General features: G+C 35.1%; 15 protein-coding genes. 12 read left to right on the top strand and 3 right to left on the bottom strand.

Annotated elements, in window-relative coordinates; genetic code table 11:
- Positions 1–275 precede the first annotated feature (275 nt).
- The 7 genes from BN1225_RS09085 to BN1225_RS09055 all read left to right on the top strand — a co-directional run bounded on the left by BN1225_RS09085 (position 276) and on the right by BN1225_RS09055 (position 7,487).
- Positions 276–1,256 carry an NAD(P)-dependent oxidoreductase gene (locus tag BN1225_RS09085; protein WP_052466522.1) on the top strand — a complete coding sequence of 327 codons (981 nt, stop codon included), beginning with the start codon at positions 276–278 and terminating at the stop codon, positions 1,254–1,256.
- A 4-nt stretch (positions 1,257–1,260) separates the two neighbouring features.
- On the top strand, positions 1,261–2,298 hold the full coding sequence (gene vanA, locus BN1225_RS09080; protein WP_041139480.1) for a D-alanine--(R)-lactate ligase: 1,038 nt from the start codon (positions 1,261–1,263) through the stop codon (positions 2,296–2,298).
- A gap of 1 nt (position 2,299) precedes the next feature.
- Positions 2,300–2,929, top strand: a complete 630-nt coding sequence (vanX, locus tag BN1225_RS09075; RefSeq protein WP_041139479.1) for a D-Ala-D-Ala dipeptidase VanX — start codon at positions 2,300–2,302, stop codon at positions 2,927–2,929.
- Positions 2,930–3,076: 147 nt separating this feature from the next.
- Positions 3,077–3,757, top strand: a complete 681-nt coding sequence (locus tag BN1225_RS09070) for a response regulator transcription factor (RefSeq protein ID WP_187117547.1) — start codon at positions 3,077–3,079, stop codon at positions 3,755–3,757.
- Positions 3,754–4,740 carry a sensor histidine kinase gene (locus BN1225_RS09065; RefSeq protein WP_041139478.1) on the top strand — a complete coding sequence of 329 codons (987 nt, stop codon included), beginning with the start codon at positions 3,754–3,756 and terminating at the stop codon, positions 4,738–4,740. Before BN1225_RS09070 ends, BN1225_RS09065 begins: the two co-directional genes overlap by 4 nt.
- Positions 4,741–4,839: 99 nt before the next feature.
- The gene (locus BN1225_RS09060) at positions 4,840–5,601 is read left to right on the top strand and encodes an ABC transporter ATP-binding protein (RefSeq protein ID WP_041139477.1); all 762 of its coding nucleotides are present in this window, start codon (positions 4,840–4,842) and stop codon (positions 5,599–5,601) included.
- The gene (locus BN1225_RS09055) at positions 5,598–7,487 is read left to right on the top strand and encodes an ABC transporter permease (protein WP_041139476.1); all 1,890 of its coding nucleotides are present in this window, start codon (positions 5,598–5,600) and stop codon (positions 7,485–7,487) included. The genes BN1225_RS09060 and BN1225_RS09055 overlap by 4 nt, the downstream gene beginning before the upstream one ends.
- 139 nt (positions 7,488–7,626) lie before the next feature.
- On the opposite strand, the gene BN1225_RS09050 is transcribed toward BN1225_RS09055, so the two are convergent.
- Together BN1225_RS09050 and BN1225_RS09045 are read right to left on the bottom strand one after the other, a co-directional pair.
- Positions 7,627–8,439 carry a Cof-type HAD-IIB family hydrolase gene (locus BN1225_RS09050; protein WP_041139475.1) on the bottom strand — a complete coding sequence of 271 codons (813 nt, stop codon included), beginning with the start codon at positions 8,437–8,439 and terminating at the stop codon, positions 7,627–7,629.
- Positions 8,439–9,428 carry an ROK family protein gene (locus BN1225_RS09045; RefSeq protein WP_041139474.1) on the bottom strand — a complete coding sequence of 330 codons (990 nt, stop codon included), beginning with the start codon at positions 9,426–9,428 and terminating at the stop codon, positions 8,439–8,441. Before BN1225_RS09045 ends, BN1225_RS09050 begins: the two co-directional genes overlap by 1 nt.
- A 400-nt stretch (positions 9,429–9,828) precedes the next feature.
- Here BN1225_RS09045 and BN1225_RS09040 point away from each other — a divergent pair, with 400 nt between their 5' ends.
- On the top strand, positions 9,829–10,656 hold the full coding sequence (locus tag BN1225_RS09040) for a class I SAM-dependent methyltransferase (RefSeq protein WP_041139473.1): 828 nt from the start codon (positions 9,829–9,831) through the stop codon (positions 10,654–10,656).
- Positions 10,657–10,893: 237 nt separating this feature from the next.
- Complete coding sequence (locus BN1225_RS09035) at positions 10,894–12,021, top strand: Mbeg1-like protein (protein ID WP_041139472.1); 1,128 nt, start codon at positions 10,894–10,896, stop codon at positions 12,019–12,021.
- Between the two features lie 24 nt (positions 12,022–12,045).
- Here the strand turns inward: BN1225_RS09035 and BN1225_RS09030 are convergent, their stop codons facing one another.
- Positions 12,046–12,828 carry a Cof-type HAD-IIB family hydrolase gene (locus BN1225_RS09030; protein WP_041139471.1) on the bottom strand — a complete coding sequence of 261 codons (783 nt, stop codon included), beginning with the start codon at positions 12,826–12,828 and terminating at the stop codon, positions 12,046–12,048.
- A 148-nt stretch (positions 12,829–12,976) separates the two neighbouring features.
- Between BN1225_RS09030 and BN1225_RS09025 the strand changes: the two genes are divergently transcribed.
- The 3 genes from BN1225_RS09025 to BN1225_RS09015 all read left to right on the top strand — a co-directional run bounded on the left by BN1225_RS09025 (position 12,977) and on the right by BN1225_RS09015 (position 15,386).
- Entirely contained in the window at positions 12,977–13,642 is a 666-nt protein-coding gene (locus BN1225_RS09025; protein WP_041139470.1) for a putative ABC transporter permease, read from the top strand.
- 120 nt (positions 13,643–13,762) lie between these two features.
- Positions 13,763–14,539: a ZIP family metal transporter gene (locus BN1225_RS09020; protein WP_041139469.1), complete on the top strand. Its 777-nt coding sequence runs from the start codon at positions 13,763–13,765 to the stop codon at positions 14,537–14,539.
- 10 nt (positions 14,540–14,549) lie between these two features.
- Positions 14,550–15,386 carry a DUF2238 domain-containing protein gene (locus tag BN1225_RS09015; RefSeq protein WP_041139468.1) on the top strand — a complete coding sequence of 279 codons (837 nt, stop codon included), beginning with the start codon at positions 14,550–14,552 and terminating at the stop codon, positions 15,384–15,386.
- The last annotated feature ends 53 nt before the right edge of the window (positions 15,387–15,439 follow it).

Raw genomic sequence — 15,439 nt, 5'->3', positions numbered from 1 at the left:
GGAAAAATGAAATAGAAATCATTTTAATTATTTTGTTTAATGCTTAACAAATGGTTTCTTAGAGAAAAAAATTATCTGATTTGTTAGCAGTTTAAATGCAGATGAATTTGTAGATTTATTTATAATCTTTAGATCATAACACCTTAGGATTCTCTTAGGAATTCAACAATGAAACATTAATAAAAAATTAAATTATGAAAAGCTCCAGTTTTGTATGATATATACGAACAGGAGCTTTTTTTATAATCCAAGTTTAGAAAGGAGAAAACATAATCATGAAATCTAAAGACACACTCGAACAAAGAACGGAGTCGGGCAAAACAAGAATTACAGTTTTTGGTTGTGAACCAGATGAAATTGAGATTTTTCAAAGATTATCTGTACAATTTGATGTTACTCCCGTATTGATAGATTTAAATATATCAGAAGGTTCCGCCAGATTGGCAAAAGGCAGTACATGTATTAGCATAGGGCATAAAGCAGAACTTTCCAGAAGAACAATTGCCGCACTAAAAAAGCTGGGAGTGAAATATATCTGTACTCGCAGTGTTGGTTTTAACCACATTGATTTAGAAGCCGCTAAAGAGATGGGGATCATGGTTGAAAATACATCATATTCACCGGGAAGTGTTGCGGATTATACATTGATGTTAATGCTTATGATTCTTAGAGGAGTTAAATCCACACTATTCAATGTAGAAAAATCTGATTTTCGATTAAATGCTGTACGTGGTAAAGAATTACAAGATTTAACCGTTGGTGTTATTGGCAGTGGTCAAATTGGCAAAGCAGTGATTGAACGTCTCCGAGGATTTGGCTGTCAGGTGTTATCTTGCGATAAAGAAACAATGTCTCAATCCTTTAGTGAAATCTTAAAAAATAGTGATATTTTGACTCTTCATCTGCCGTTAGACAATACGAATCATCATCTAATCAGTCATCGTGAAATTGAACAAATGAAACAAGGGGCAATTCTTATAAATACAGCTAGGGGCGGACTGGTAGATACAGAAGCTTTAATCAATGCATTGGACAATGGAAAATTAGGTGGAGCGGCACTGGACGTTTTAGAAGGAGAAGAGGGTATCTTTTATAATGATTGCCGTTATAAAGGATTTAGAAATACGTTTTTATCTCATCTTCGACAAATACAAAATGTCATTATCACCCCTCATACGGCCTATTATACCCAACAGGCATTATACGATGTGGTTGAGCAAACAATGATAAAATGCAAACAATTTGAGAGGAAATAATAAAATGAAAAAATTAAAAGCAGCTATCCTTTTTGGTGGAATTTCAGAAGAACATGACATCTCTATAAAATCAGCAATAGAGGTAGCAGGTAATATAAATAAAGATAAATATGACGTGATTTATGTGGGAATCACACGATCAGGCAGATGGAAACGATGTGAGAAAATAACTAAGAATTGGGAAGAAGAGGCTGGAGAATCAGTCATCCTATCCTCAAATCGTGATGTTTTGGGAATGCTTGTTGTAGGTAATGGCAAGTATCATATTCAGCCGATAGATGTCATTATTCCGGTACTTCACGGCAAGATGGGAGAAGATGGGTCTATTCAGGGACTTTTAGAATTATCGGGGATCCCCTATGTAGGTTGCGGCATTCAGGCATCAGCGGTCTGTTTAGATAAAGCGCTGACGTATCTGATAGTACAAGGCAGCGGGTTTAAAACACCTGAATTTAAAGTAGTCAATGATGATAAAAACTTAGATAATAAAAATTTAAAATTTCCGGCTTTTGTAAAGCCGGCACGATCTGGCTCCTCGTTTGGAATTACGAAAGTAGAATGTGCAGAAGAATTGCCCGATGCTATTGAAGAAGCAAGGAAATACGATAAGAAAGTATTGATAGAACAAGCTATTACAGGAATAGAAGTCGGCTGTGCTGTTTTAGGTAATGGCAAGAATTTATTGGTTGGAGAGGTCGATCAGATTAGGCTTACTCATGGATTTTTCCGTATTCATCAAGAAAAAACACCGGAAACTGGTTCTGAAAATTCAGCGTTTATTGTTCCGGCAGAAGTTCCTGAAAAGAAAAGAGAAGAAATCAAACAAACAGCTAAAGCAATTTACCAAAGTCTAGGATGTTGTGGACTGGCACGAATTGATATGTTTTTACAAGCGGATGGTCAGATCGTACTCAATGAAGTCAATACCATGCCGGGACTTACTTCCTATAGCCGCTATCCCCGTATGATGAGAGCGGCAAATATAGGATTAGAAGAACTGATCGATCGTTGGATCACACTTGCATTAGAGGGGGGGAAATAATATGATGCATGGCTTTGTGTTCTTAGATGAAATCTTAGAAGATATACGCTGGGATGCGAAATATGCTACTTGGGATAATTTCACCGGAAAACCTGTGACAGGGTATGAAATTAACAGAATCGTAGGGACAAAGGAATTAGCGGCCGCTTTGCTTCAAGCAAAAAAGATAGCCGCTCGTCTTGGGTATGGCTTATTGCTTTGGGATGGATATCGCCCACAAAGAGCGGTAGACAGCTTCTTGGAATGGGCTGAACTGCCTGAAGATGGGGATACAAAGATGAAACACTATCCAAAAATCAGACGAAGTGAATTGATTTTAAAAGGCTATGTAGCAGCCCAATCAAGTCATAGTCGTGGCAGTGCAATCGATTTGACACTGTATGAACTATATAGCGGAAAACTTGTACCGATGGGAAGTGATTTTGATTATATGGATACACGTTCTCATTGGAATTCATCTGAAATTTCAGAAGAAGAGATGAATAACCGTAAAATGCTATGTGCAATTATGGAATCATGTGGATTTTTACGTTATGAATACGAATGGTGGCATTATGTTTTAAAAGATGAACCGTATCCTGATACTTACTTTGATTTTCCTTTGGTAAATAAGCTAAAACAAACAATATAGAAAATAAGCAGCTAGTTAATTGGGATTAGCTGCTATTTTATTTCCTCTTTTTTTCTTTATATTACAAATCTGTAATATGGGACGAATTCCTTTCCTTGTCCGATTAAACCCGATATAATAAAATTAAATAGGGAAGGGGAATCACGGATGGAAAATAATATTCTTATTATGGTGGTTGAGGATGATGAAATCTTAGCTAATGAAATAAAATCTTTCTTAAGAAAATGGGGGTATAAAGCTGAAAAAGCGGTGCATTTTTTAAATATCATTGAGGATTATTCGCGACTTCACCCCCACTTGATCCTTTTAGATATCAATCTCCCTTATTATGACGGCTTTTATTGGTGTACGAAGATCAGAGAAATATCAGATATTCCCATTATTTATATCAGCAGCCGCAACGATGACAGCGATAAAATCAGAGCGATTGTCCAAGGCGGTGATGATTATGTTGAAAAACCATTCAATCTTCACGTTTTAAAAGCAAAAATTGAAGCCATTATCAGAAGAACCTATCAATATAAAGTGAAAGATAAAATTTATCTTAATCCGGAAACTTGTTTTGACACACAATCCGCAGTTCTCTATTTTCAAAATCAGGAAGTGGACCTAACTAAATCGGAAAAAAAGATTCTTTCTAAAATGTTTAATAGTAAAGGCGAGATAGTAAGCCGGGAAGAGCTTATGATGGAATTATGGAATACCGAAGAATATGTGTCAGACGGAACACTAACCACGATGATCAGTCGATTAAGAAGTAAGCTGGAAGCCTGCTGTCATAATGAGATCATCAAGACAAAGAAAGGTTACGGGTATTATATCGAATGAAGTATTTGAATCAAAATAAACGTGAATTTATATTGATGTTCTTCCTGTTTTTATCTTTTAATCTGTACTTCATCTTTTTGGTTCCACAGACCAGTATCAATTATCTTCTTTATCTGGATCTCTTAATCGGAGTAAGCTATGGAATCTTTATTGGTATCGATTGTTATCAGGTGATAAAAAGAGAAAAGAAAAAACAGGATTTAATTAAGGAAGATGAGCTTATTTGCTGGGAATTTTCTGATTTAAAAGACCAGGAGATCATTGAACATGATATTCAGGTCTTGCAAGGACAGCTTCACGATCAAATTGTCTTAAATGATAATCTGCAAGATTATATGACGAAGTGGTGTCATGAAGTAAAATTACCTCTTTCAGCGAGTTTGTTAATGGTTGAAAAGATTGAAAGACCGGATATTAAAAAAACATTAAGAGAACAGTTAGAAAAGATGAATCAGCAACTGAACAGTGCACTTGTAGGATGTAAGGTTCAAAGCAATATCTATGATTTACAGGTTAAACCTAATAATCTTAACGAATGTGTCAAAACTTCAATCAAAAATAATCAATTCTTTCTTATTCAAAATCATTTTAATCTAAGTATTGATGTCACAGAAAATCCTGTATATACAGATAAAGAATGGATCGTTTTTGTTTTAGATCAACTTATCAGCAATGCAATCAAATATGCAAAAGAAGAACCTGTTTTAAAGATTTGGAGCGAAGAAAAAGAAGCATCAATCTGTTTATATATCGAAGATCATGGTGATGGAATCAGCACAGAAGATATTCGCCGTATTTACGAAAAAGGATATACTGGCATCAATCGTCACAACGGAAAATATAAGTCCACCGGAATGGGACTTTACATGGCGCATTTGATCATAGAGAAGTTAGGACATCAGATTGAAGTGGAAAGCATAATAGAGCAATACACACGTTTTAAAATAATATTTAAAGATAACCGTGATTATTTTAATCTCTAATATTACAGAAAATGTAAGGTTAGAGATTATTTTGTAATGAAGATGTAAGGATTTAATCTGCCCACTTTTTTATAATGAGGGGGTAAGGAGGAAGTAAGGATGAATGAGAAGAAAGTAGTAGAAATTCAAAACTTAGTTAAAAACTTTGGAGTCAGAGGATTTCAAACACGTGTATTAAAAGGAATTGATCTGACGATTTATCGAAATGACTTTATTGCTATTATGGGACCAAGTGGGTCTGGAAAATCGACATTACTCAATATTTTATCAACCATCGATAAAGCAACGCAAGGAGCTGTATTTATTGATGGGAAAGATATTTCCAAAATCAGCAATAAAGAGTTATCTAAAATACGAAGAGATAAAATTGGTTTTGTTTTTCAAGATTATAATTTACTTGATACAATGACACTTCAAGATAATATAGTCCTGCCGCTTTCCCTAAATGGAGTTTCTAGCAAAATCTGTTTAGAAAAGAGTCAAAGATTAGCGGATATGTTTGGATTAAGTGCGCATTTAACTAAATATCCTTATCAGTTATCGGGCGGGCAAAAACAAAGAGGGGCAACTTGTCGTGCATTGATTACCGAACCGGAAATTATATTTGCCGACGAGCCAACAGGGGCTTTGGATTCTAAATCAAGTCATGATTTATTGGAGTGTCTTAAGCTTGTTAATGATCAGGGACAAGCAACAATTCTAATGGTAACACATGATGCCTTCAGTGCCTCTTATGCAAAGGATGTATATATTTTGAGTGATGGGACGATCAAATGTAGATTAAGCAAAGGCACTGATCGAAAAGAATTTTATGATCGTATTATTGAAATGCAGGCTTCTATGGGAAGTGATTTCTCATGAGTATGATGAAGTTAGCTGTTCATAACTTTAAAACAAGCTTTAAAAGTTATTTATCTCTGATTATATCTTTAGCTTTTACGATATTAATTTTTTACAATTTTCAGAATATTTTATTTTCAGGGGTCTTAACGTCGCTAGGAGAATCGAATACCCGTAATATTAGGATTATTATCCAAGTGATTACACTTGTATTAATCTGTTTCATCTTATTTTTTGTTTGGTATTCAACCAATGTCTTTTTAACGAAAAGAAAAAAAGAGATCGGTATCTATGTCTTTATGGGACTTACCAACCAAAAAATCGGAAAGCTATATATGATCGAAACCACACTGATTGGTCTAGTCGCTCTGGGATTAGGAATCGGATTCGGAGTGTTAACAACTCAGCTTTTTCAAATGATTATGATGGCTATTTCTGATATTTCAGTTGAATTGGTTTTTGGCTTTTCATTGCAGGCTATTTTGTTGGCAGCGGTTGTTTATTTAGTAATTTATTTCATTTTTACATTGAAAGGCTATGTTAATATCGTTCGAAGCAGTGTTTTGGAAATGGTTTCGGCAAACAAGCAGAATGAATATGTAAAAACGAAAGCTTGGATACTGATCTTAAAATCTATTTTAGGAGTAATCATCACAGGAATCGGTTATTATTTGGCAATTAAAGAAGGCGGAATAGAGGTCATGAGCAATGTTCTTTCTGCAGTCGTATTTGTCATTATTGGAGTATATTTGTTATTTGGAGGGCTAATACCGTTGATTTGTCAAAAATTGGCAGACCAAAAGCGTTTTCTTTATAAAAGAGAAAGGAACTTATGGATAAACAATATAATATTTAGAATAAAAAAGAATTACCACACATATGCGATGGTCAGTGTCTTAATGTTATGTTCGGTAACAGCTCTGGCAACCGGGTTTGCTATGAAAAATCGTTATGAGGGGATAGTTCATTTTAGAAATACGTATACCTTTCAAATATTAAGCTCTCAAACAGGATTAAGAGAAGAATATAAAAGAGTAATAGAAAAAGAAAGCGGTATTGCATATAGTTCTAAAATAGCTTTACTGCAATTAGACAGCAATGCAGTTGATTCCCCGTATCAAAATCAGTATTACGGTATTTTATCTTATTCTCAAGTTCAACAGTTAGCTAAAGAAAGTGGATTGGACTTTCCGTTTGAACAGCTTGAAGAGGATGAATACATTAGTGTTTCACAGCTTCATTTAATGTCTTTCATCACAGATAGTTCGCTAGTAACGGAGACAATTAATGGAAAAGTATATCAAGAGGTCGAAGAAACATCCATCCCCTATTTAGGGTATTTGCAAGAAAAATTGAATTTATATATGGTCAGTGATTCTCAATATCAAGAATTAATGCCTTTAGGAACAGTTGTTTACTGCTATAATTATAAGCTTAGTGATATGGACCATTTTGAAGCAGCTCAAGATATATTGAAAAGTTATGACAACTATGATGGGTTAGTGTCATTAGATCCAAACAGCAATGAAATTGAATGGATCAAAGTATTGTATTCATTATGTGTTTTCATGTTCATGGTTTTTGTTTTAGCCAGCGGCAGTATCCTATTTATGAAGCTGTATAACGATGCTTATGATGAAAAAGAACGCTATCAGATTCTTCATAAGATCGGAATAAGTAAAAAAACACTTAAGAAAGCGATTATCAATGAATTGCGTTTTGCCTATTTAACCCCCTTGTTGGTAATGAGCATTTCCTCTTATTTTTCAGTGCATTCACTTGCCAAACTGATGCAGACCAAATTACTGAATGTAAATATTATGAGTGTTTTAGTCATTTATGTTTTCATCTATATTTGTTATCGCTTGTCGGTTTCAATTTATCAAAAAAATGTAGGAATTAAATAGAGTGATATGAGTTAGAAAGGCTAGTATCATTACGGCTTATAATATATGAAATTTTGATTATTAAGCAGACAAAATGCTGTATCCGGTTTGTCATGAAAAAAAGAAAGTTACTCCTATTGGAAATGACTTTCTTTTTTATTTACTTAAACATGTTCTCTTTATTGAAATACCAATCAATAGCTTCAAGGACACCACCCTCATCATTAGAAGCAATGGTATAGTCTGCAACTTCTTTGATTGTCGGTTTTGCGTTTTCCATAGCAAAGCTGTAATTTGCCATTTTAAGCATTTCATAATCATTGCCGCTGTCACCAAAGGCGATTACTTCTCCTTCCGGGGTATTCCATGTATCTAATAAAAATTGAATGCCATGTGCTTTATTGATTCCCGGAATAATCAGATCAATACCAAAATGACCGCAGTCCACAGGTGTCATGATATGACCGATACTTTCTTTTAATTCTGTCAAAATCGATTCGAAATTATTTTCGTCACAGCTTAAAAATACTTTAAAGATAGTATCATCAAAATGATCGAAATTTTTTACCCGCTGTAATTTTGGATAATAGAAATTCAAGCGATTAAAGTAATCTTCATCTACAGATTCATTGATGTAGGCGCTCTTTTTGCCACAGACGATCTTTTTTATAGAAGGATACTGATTAATAGCCGCGATTACTTTTTGAACATCCGCATCTTCTAATTTAGCGACAAATAGTTCTTGATCCTGATCGACAATAAAAGCTCCGTTTTCTGCGATAAAGGTCAATTCTTTTTGTATTTCCGGAAAGAATGAGCGGAGCTGATAATACTGATTCCCACTGGCAACGACAAAACGAATGCCTTCTTCTTTCATCTTTGCATATTGATTTAAGAATCTTTCTTTATCATATTGATTATCATGGGTTAAAAAAGTCCCATCCATATCTACTGCGATTATTTTAATACTCATTATTCGTTCTCCTTTTTTAATTTATAGCGTGATTGTTCTATACAGAGGTGATTTAATCCTTTAAAGGTGTATTCATCCATATTTTCGATAAATTCAAAATTAGGCTGGTGAATTTGCGGAATATATTGATCCATCTTTTGCTTAAAGTCTGATTCATTGACACAGGGAGCATATAAAACCATATGGGATGGATTCATGACACTGATGACACTGGCAGATTGTTTGACTAATAATAGCAATGGATTTTCCTTTAATAACAATTCCTGTTCCTGTAATGATCCGTTGGGTAAGTAGCCAAGTTCACCGGCGAAGTGGGTAGCACCGTAAATTATAGCTTGATGAACATACAAACTGCAGCCACTGTGGTGATTATCAGGCTGATAAATAAAAGCGATTGAATCTTTACTTATCGAGTGTGTATAGATATAACCCAACATTGCCGTATTCGCATCATTTTCAATAGACACTTGAAGTTTTGCTGCCGATTCGATTTTTTCTTTAAGCTGAATGTTTTCCAATTCTTCAATATCACATTTGCTTACCAAACCCCGGTCGGCAATTGCCGGTATCGATATGCTGAGGTAAGAAAAATCAAAGTGACTCTTCATTTCCTCAATAATAAATAAAATCTTCTCAACAGGCAGGGAGTTAAAGTGATATGTTTTCTCATAAACAATTACATCGTCTAAATCTACGATTCGTACCTGAACCCTTATATGTTGCTGAATATTTTGTAAATACATAAGACCAAATAACATATATTGCCCACAAATCTGATAGCGTTTTGCTTTACGTCCGCCTGTGGATTCTTCATCTTCTATCCGTTGGATATACTTTGTCTCCAACAGCCCTTTTAAAATATTGGTTACAGTCGCTAAAGATAAGTGGGTGGCATTGGCAAGCTCTGTTTTGGTTGCTGTCTTATGTTCAATAAAATAATCTTTCACGCATTGGATACTGACATCCTTTTCTCCTTTTGATTTATACATAGTCATCTCCTTTCGTCAACAGTTGACGTATGTTCCTGCCTATATTATATCTGGAAAATAAAAAAAGAAGAGACTATTTCAAAATAAGAAAACAGACAGTACTTTGTAAGGGGGAATTGCTATTGAACTTAAACCAATGTATACTACTATTAGCAGCTATAGAAGGAGTTGATTCTGTCCGGCGCACTTGATATTGCATCATCAGTAATATAAGTGGAACGTGGAAAACGCTAAAATAATCAAAAATGCATATAAAAAAGCCTGACACTAGGTTTTATTTAGTATGCTTAAAATGATTATTTAATGGATTCCACAGACAGCATATGAAGTAGGCAACTGTGGAATTCCCACAGTTTTTTTATGTGCATAGCTGCTAATAAAAGAAAGGACAGAATAAAGGATGAAGGAATTCATACAATTTGAAAAGAAACCAAAACTATATCAAACCAGTACAAAGAAGTTCTGGGATGACCCTTATATTTCTAAAGGGATGCTTAAAGCCCATTTGAATCCGGAGGTGGATGCGGCTACCCGTAAAGAGAAATTTGTAGAAGAGTCAGTGCAATGGATCAGAAAACAAATCCCTCCGGCAACTTATCCAACATTATTGGATTTAGGCTGTGGACCGGGAATCTATGCGGAATTATTGAGTCGTAATGGGTATCAGGTCACCGGTTTTGATTTATCCAAACGATCAATTGATTACGCTAAAGCAAGTGCTAAAGAAAAGAAGTTAGACATTTTGTATGTGGAAGGAAATTACGTGAGTGATGATTTTGGCAGGGATTATGATTTAATCACTATGATTTATTGTGATTTTGGTGTGTTATCCAATGAGAATCGTAAAATTTTACTGAAAAAGGTCTATCAAGGTCTTAAAAGCGGGGGTTGTTTTTTATTTGATGTATTCACACTAGAAAAATATCGAGGACAAGAAGAATATAAGGAGTGGAGTATTGAAGCGCAAGGATTTTGGCGGGAAGAAGCAAGTTTGATTTTAAAATCTTTCTACCGTTATGAGGCGGAAAATACCTTTTTAGAACAATATATTATTATTAATGAAAATGAAACAGTCTGTTATAATATCTGGGAACATGTGTTTACTTTAGAAGAAATTAAGCAGGACTTAAAAGAGGCGGGTTTCAACAAAATTGAAGTTTATGGTGATGTTACTGGGAAACCCTACATCGATAATGGACAGACAATCTGTTTGATTGCAAAAAAATAATGGATATGTAAAAGGGGAACAAACTATTGTTTACCCTTTTTACTTTGATAAAGGGGTATCTATAGTAAGAGAAAAACAGAATTAAAAATAAATCTTATAATCAGCGGATTTTCTGTTGAAAGAATGGAGAGTGACAGCAGATGAAACGACATCTTTTTAATGATCAAGTAATAAGCAGGCAGTCCCATTGATTCCATGAATTATGTTATAATCTATATAAGATGTGGGGGGACGATCATGGAAAATATATTGACCTATTTAAAATGGCGTGGTGATCTTTTATTTAAAGAGAAGGCATTTAATAAAATAGACAGTCTAATCTTTGCGCTGTTAAGTTATATTGAGTGGGGAGAGATTATCAAAGAGACTTCTGTTTCACTGCCTACGGCATGTCTTGATTACTGTGAAAGATATGATCAGGAACATTTTAATAAAACCTATAGCTTTTCGCCGTTATTATCCGAATTGATTCATGTGCTTCCTACGGTTTTGCGTTACAGAGAAGTGAAATTAAGCCGTTATCAGGTGGTTAATGATAAACAAAAAGAAGTTCAGTTTGGTGCACTCTGCATTGAACTTGCTGAAAATATAGTTTATGTTTCTTATCGTGGTACCGATATTTCCATTTTAGGCTGGAAAGAAGATTTAGATATGACCTATCTGGATGTTATTCCATCTCAACACTTAGCCGAAAATTATTTAAAAGAAATTGGTCACCAGCTATTTAAACCGAAAAAATGGTGGAAATTTAGGGATAAAATGCCCGATTTATACATTGGCGGACATTCTAAAGGTGGAAATCTGGCTATGTATGCCGCTATTTGCTGTGATGAGCTGTCTCCTTGGATAAAAGGAGTTTATAGTTTTGATGGTCCGGGATTTCGTAAGATTTTTTACGAGCAGCATAATCCTTCTTTTATATCTGATCGATTGCATCATTATATTCCGGAAGCCTCTATCTTTGGCCGTGTGCTGGAACATTGTCAAGATCCGACAATTATTAAAGGGTATAGTGAGGGACTTATGCAGCATGATGCATTCTATTGGGAAGTGGATAAAGATCATTTTGTCTATAAGGATACACTAAGCAAAGAGAGTGATCAGATTAAACTGTATTTAGATCAGGTGCTGATTAATAAATCGGATGAAGAAAAGAAAACGTTTATCACACTTCTTTATAAAATGCTGGATGAGATGAAGATTGAAAGCATTAATGATTTTACTGCGGTTGGGTTTAGACAATGGATTCGTGGTATTAAAGAATTAAGCATGATGAGTAAAGAAGAATATAAAATGTTTTATGAACTCTTAAAATTAATGTTTATGCAGTCAAAATCCTTTCTATATGATCTGATCAAACGATAAAAGTCCTCACCTGAGGACTTTTGTTTAATCAATCCAGCCAAAATGTTTACAGGCATATTCAATACCGTCTTCATCATTGCGCTTTGTAGTAAATGTGGCAGCGGCTTTAACTTCCTCGATCGCATTGCCCATAGCAATCGAAATTTTAGCTCGCTTCATCATTTTAATATCATTCTTGCCATCGCCAAAAACCACAACATCTTCTTCATTCCCGCCCAAGTATTGAAGCATATCGAGAATCCCTTGATATTTATCGTCCGGTTCGATTTCAATATGCCCATGACTATAACGTGAATAAGGAATTCCGGTTTCTTTAATAGAAGTGATTTTGTCTTCTTCCTCTGCGGTGAGTCCTGCATAAATTTTGAAAAACTGTGGAATCTCATGATAATCCAGCCAAGGATTGACAGTTAAAGTAAAATATGGTTTTTCTTTATAGTGGTCATATAAACGGGTATTATGGCTGTACCAGGTTCGTGTCTCGTCAATCATTACACAGATGCCAACATCTTTTTCATTGCATTCATCGATAACTTTTAACGCATCTTCACGATGAAGCGGGTGAATGTGAATAAGCTGATGATCAACAACCAAACCGTTTCCTCCGTCTGTGATCATATTGGCGATATTTGCCTTTTTGGCAAATTCTGCGGCACTGACATATTCTCTTCCCGTCGCTATAGAGACAACATGTCCGTTTTCTTGCAGCTTTTTTAAAGTTCGATAAGTAGAATCCAACACTTTTCCTCCGGGGTTTTGATCGGTCAAAGTGCCATCAATATCAAAAAAGAAAAATTTGCGTTTCATTTTTTATCCTCCTTCACCATTATAGCAAAATAAAAAAAGCGGGGACTTCGCTTTCAAGAATAGAAAAACAACAGAATTTGTCTAAATATAGCTGAATACCTGTCTTTTAAAGTGAATCTTGGTATAATGAAAAAAAGGAGGCGATTCCATGGCTGAAAAAAAGATATTTGCAAAAGGATATTGCTTCGCTAAGATTTTTATCTTCTTTTTAATCGGGTGTATTATTGGAACGTATTATGAAGAATGGCTGTTTTTTATAAAGGTTGGTCAAACGACTTCCCGACAAGGATTGATCTATGGTCCTTTTAGTCCTATTTATGGAGTGGGCGTTGCAATTTTTGTTGCTTGTTTAGGGAAGTATAATGATCAAAGAAGCATAGCTAAAACATTGCTTTATGCCTCCCTTATCGGTGGGGTTACGGAATTTGCAACGAGTTGGATTGCGGAAGTATTCTTTGGTGTGGAATTTTGGAACTATAGCGGTTACGTTTTAAATATTGCTGGCAGAACCACTGTTCCTTTTATGTTGGGATGGGGAATTGGCGGAACTCTATTGATGAAAGTTATTTATCCATTTATTTCTAAATGGATTGAGAAAATCCCTTATTCAATAGCGCATCCGGTTTATTATGTAGTCCTAATTCTTATTCTATTTGATGTTGTATTAACCTATACGGCTTTTGCTCGTATGGCGTTAAGGGATCAAGGGAAACCACCCTACAGCATTATCGGAGAACTCATGGATGATTGGTATGATGATGCCTTTATGTATCAAACATTTCCCGTTATGCGCCCGCAATCCAATGCGGAATAATGATGATGCATTTGGCTAAAACTGAATTAATGGTAAATAATAGGTATATGGCTTGCAAATGGGCAAGAATATCGTATACTTAATGTTAATGAAAACTAACTTATGTTTGGGAGGGATTGTATGGAAACAATAATTGGGATATTGATTCCTTTTTTAGGAACAACTCTAGGGGCAGGATGTGTCTTTTTTATGAAAGGCGCTATTCGTCCTAAAATACAAAAAATGCTGTTGGGATTTGCTTCCGGAGTGATGGTGGCAGCTTCTGTTTGGTCATTATTAATACCGGCAATGGAGATGTCAGAAAGTATGGGAAAATGGGCTTTTATACCGGCGGCTGTTGGCTTTTTGTTTGGTATTTTGTTTTTACTTATTTTAGATGCTACCATTCCTCATCTTCATCTAAACGATGATGAACCGGAAGGGAGAAAAAGCAATATTACTAAAACGATGATGCTGGTCTTAGCAGTAACGCTACATAATATCCCGGAGGGGATGGCCGTCGGCGTCGTTTTCGCCGGTGTTGTGAGCGGTTCACAGAATATTACCATGGCGGGAGCAATTGCCTTAGCGATAGGAATCGCGATTCAGAATTTTCCTGAGGGTGCCATTATTTCAATGCCATTAAAAAGTGAAGGATTAACAAAAGGAAAAGCTTTCATTTACGGTACTTTATCCGGTGTTGTAGAACCGATTGCGGCAGTTATAACGATTTTATTATCTTCTTTCATCATACCGATTTTACCTTATTTATTATCCTTCGCAGCTGGAGCTATGATGTATGTGGTGGTAGAAGAATTAATACCGGAATCTTCAGAAGGTGAACATTCCAATATTGGAACGATTGGTTTTGCTGTTGGCTTTGTGATTATGATGGTGCTGGATGTTGCATTAGGATAGGAGGTCTTGAATGAAAAATCGTCTCAAGATGACATGGACAGCCATGCAGATGGAGCGACGTGAGCATAAGAGTTCTTTTTGGGTATACTTGATTTTAAGAGCGATGGTAGTGGTCGTGATGATCCTTCAATTCTTAAATCGCAACTATGAAAATGTATTCTTTTGTTTGCTGACATTATTTCTGCTAATCGTACCTAGCTTTATTCAAGTAGAATTCAAAATAGAAATACCGACAACATTAGAAATCATTATTTTGCTTTTTATCTTTGCAGCGGAAATCTTAGGGGAAATTCATGCTTTTTATGTGAAAATCCCCTTATGGGATACTTTATTGCATACAATGAATGGCTTCTTAGCCGCCGCCATTGGATTTTCTTTAGTAGATATTTTAAATCGCAACAAACGTTTGGAATTTAATTTATCTCCTTTGTTCATGGTTTTGGTAGCCTTCTGTTTTTCAATGACCATTGGTGTGATCTGGGAGTTTTTCGAGTTTTTTATGGATTCATGCTTCAACATGGATATGCAGAAAGATACAGTAATTCATGCAATTCATTCGGTGATGCTAGATCCATCGATGAGCAATCGTGTATATTCAATTTCTTCTATTAATGAAGTGTTCATTAATGGCAATGCGTTACCTGTAAACGGCTATATAGATATTGGCTTGATTGATACAATGATGGATCTGATTGTTAATTTTGTCGGTGCGTTTATCTTCTCTGTTTTTGGGTTCTTTTATTTAAAGAAAAGAGGGAAGGGAACATTTGTTAAGCGGTTTATTCCCAGAATTAAAGATAAATCAAAGGACTATCTTCTAAAACTTAGAAAAGAAGCTGAAAAATAGGCTTCTTTTTAATTTTAAACGCCTTGTAATTTAAGTTTAGACGTGGTATTTTA

It is taken from the genome of Beduini massiliensis, assembly GCF_000829905.1.
In the GTDB taxonomy this organism is placed as follows: Bacteria; Bacillota_I; Bacilli_A; order Erysipelotrichales; family Coprobacillaceae; genus Beduini; species Beduini massiliensis.
The sequence above is the reverse complement of the archived record's forward strand: the minus strand, read 5'-3'. Positions and strand labels throughout refer to the sequence as shown.

Coding starts and splice junctions, on each gene's coding strand:
- BN1225_RS09085 (WP_052466522.1), top strand. CDS start 276: ATGAAATCTAAAGACACACTCGAACAAAGAACGGAGTCGGGCAAAACA.
- vanA (WP_041139480.1), top strand. CDS start 1,261: ATGAAAAAATTAAAAGCAGCTATCCTTTTTGGTGGAATTTCAGAAGAA.
- vanX (WP_041139479.1), top strand. CDS start 2,300: ATGATGCATGGCTTTGTGTTCTTAGATGAAATCTTAGAAGATATACGC.
- BN1225_RS09070 (WP_187117547.1), top strand. CDS start 3,077: ATGGAAAATAATATTCTTATTATGGTGGTTGAGGATGATGAAATCTTA.
- BN1225_RS09065 (WP_041139478.1), top strand. CDS start 3,754: ATGAAGTATTTGAATCAAAATAAACGTGAATTTATATTGATGTTCTTC.
- BN1225_RS09060 (WP_041139477.1), top strand. CDS start 4,840: ATGAATGAGAAGAAAGTAGTAGAAATTCAAAACTTAGTTAAAAACTTT.
- BN1225_RS09055 (WP_041139476.1), top strand. CDS start 5,598: ATGAGTATGATGAAGTTAGCTGTTCATAACTTTAAAACAAGCTTTAAA.
- BN1225_RS09050 (WP_041139475.1), bottom strand. CDS start 8,439: ATGAGTATTAAAATAATCGCAGTAGATATGGATGGGACTTTTTTAACC.
- BN1225_RS09045 (WP_041139474.1), bottom strand. CDS start 9,428: ATGTATAAATCAAAAGGAGAAAAGGATGTCAGTATCCAATGCGTGAAA.
- BN1225_RS09040 (WP_041139473.1), top strand. CDS start 9,829: ATGAAGGAATTCATACAATTTGAAAAGAAACCAAAACTATATCAAACC.
- BN1225_RS09035 (WP_041139472.1), top strand. CDS start 10,894: ATGGAAAATATATTGACCTATTTAAAATGGCGTGGTGATCTTTTATTT.
- BN1225_RS09030 (WP_041139471.1), bottom strand. CDS start 12,828: ATGAAACGCAAATTTTTCTTTTTTGATATTGATGGCACTTTGACCGAT.
- BN1225_RS09025 (WP_041139470.1), top strand. CDS start 12,977: ATGGCTGAAAAAAAGATATTTGCAAAAGGATATTGCTTCGCTAAGATT.
- BN1225_RS09020 (WP_041139469.1), top strand. CDS start 13,763: ATGGAAACAATAATTGGGATATTGATTCCTTTTTTAGGAACAACTCTA.
- BN1225_RS09015 (WP_041139468.1), top strand. CDS start 14,550: ATGAAAAATCGTCTCAAGATGACATGGACAGCCATGCAGATGGAGCGA.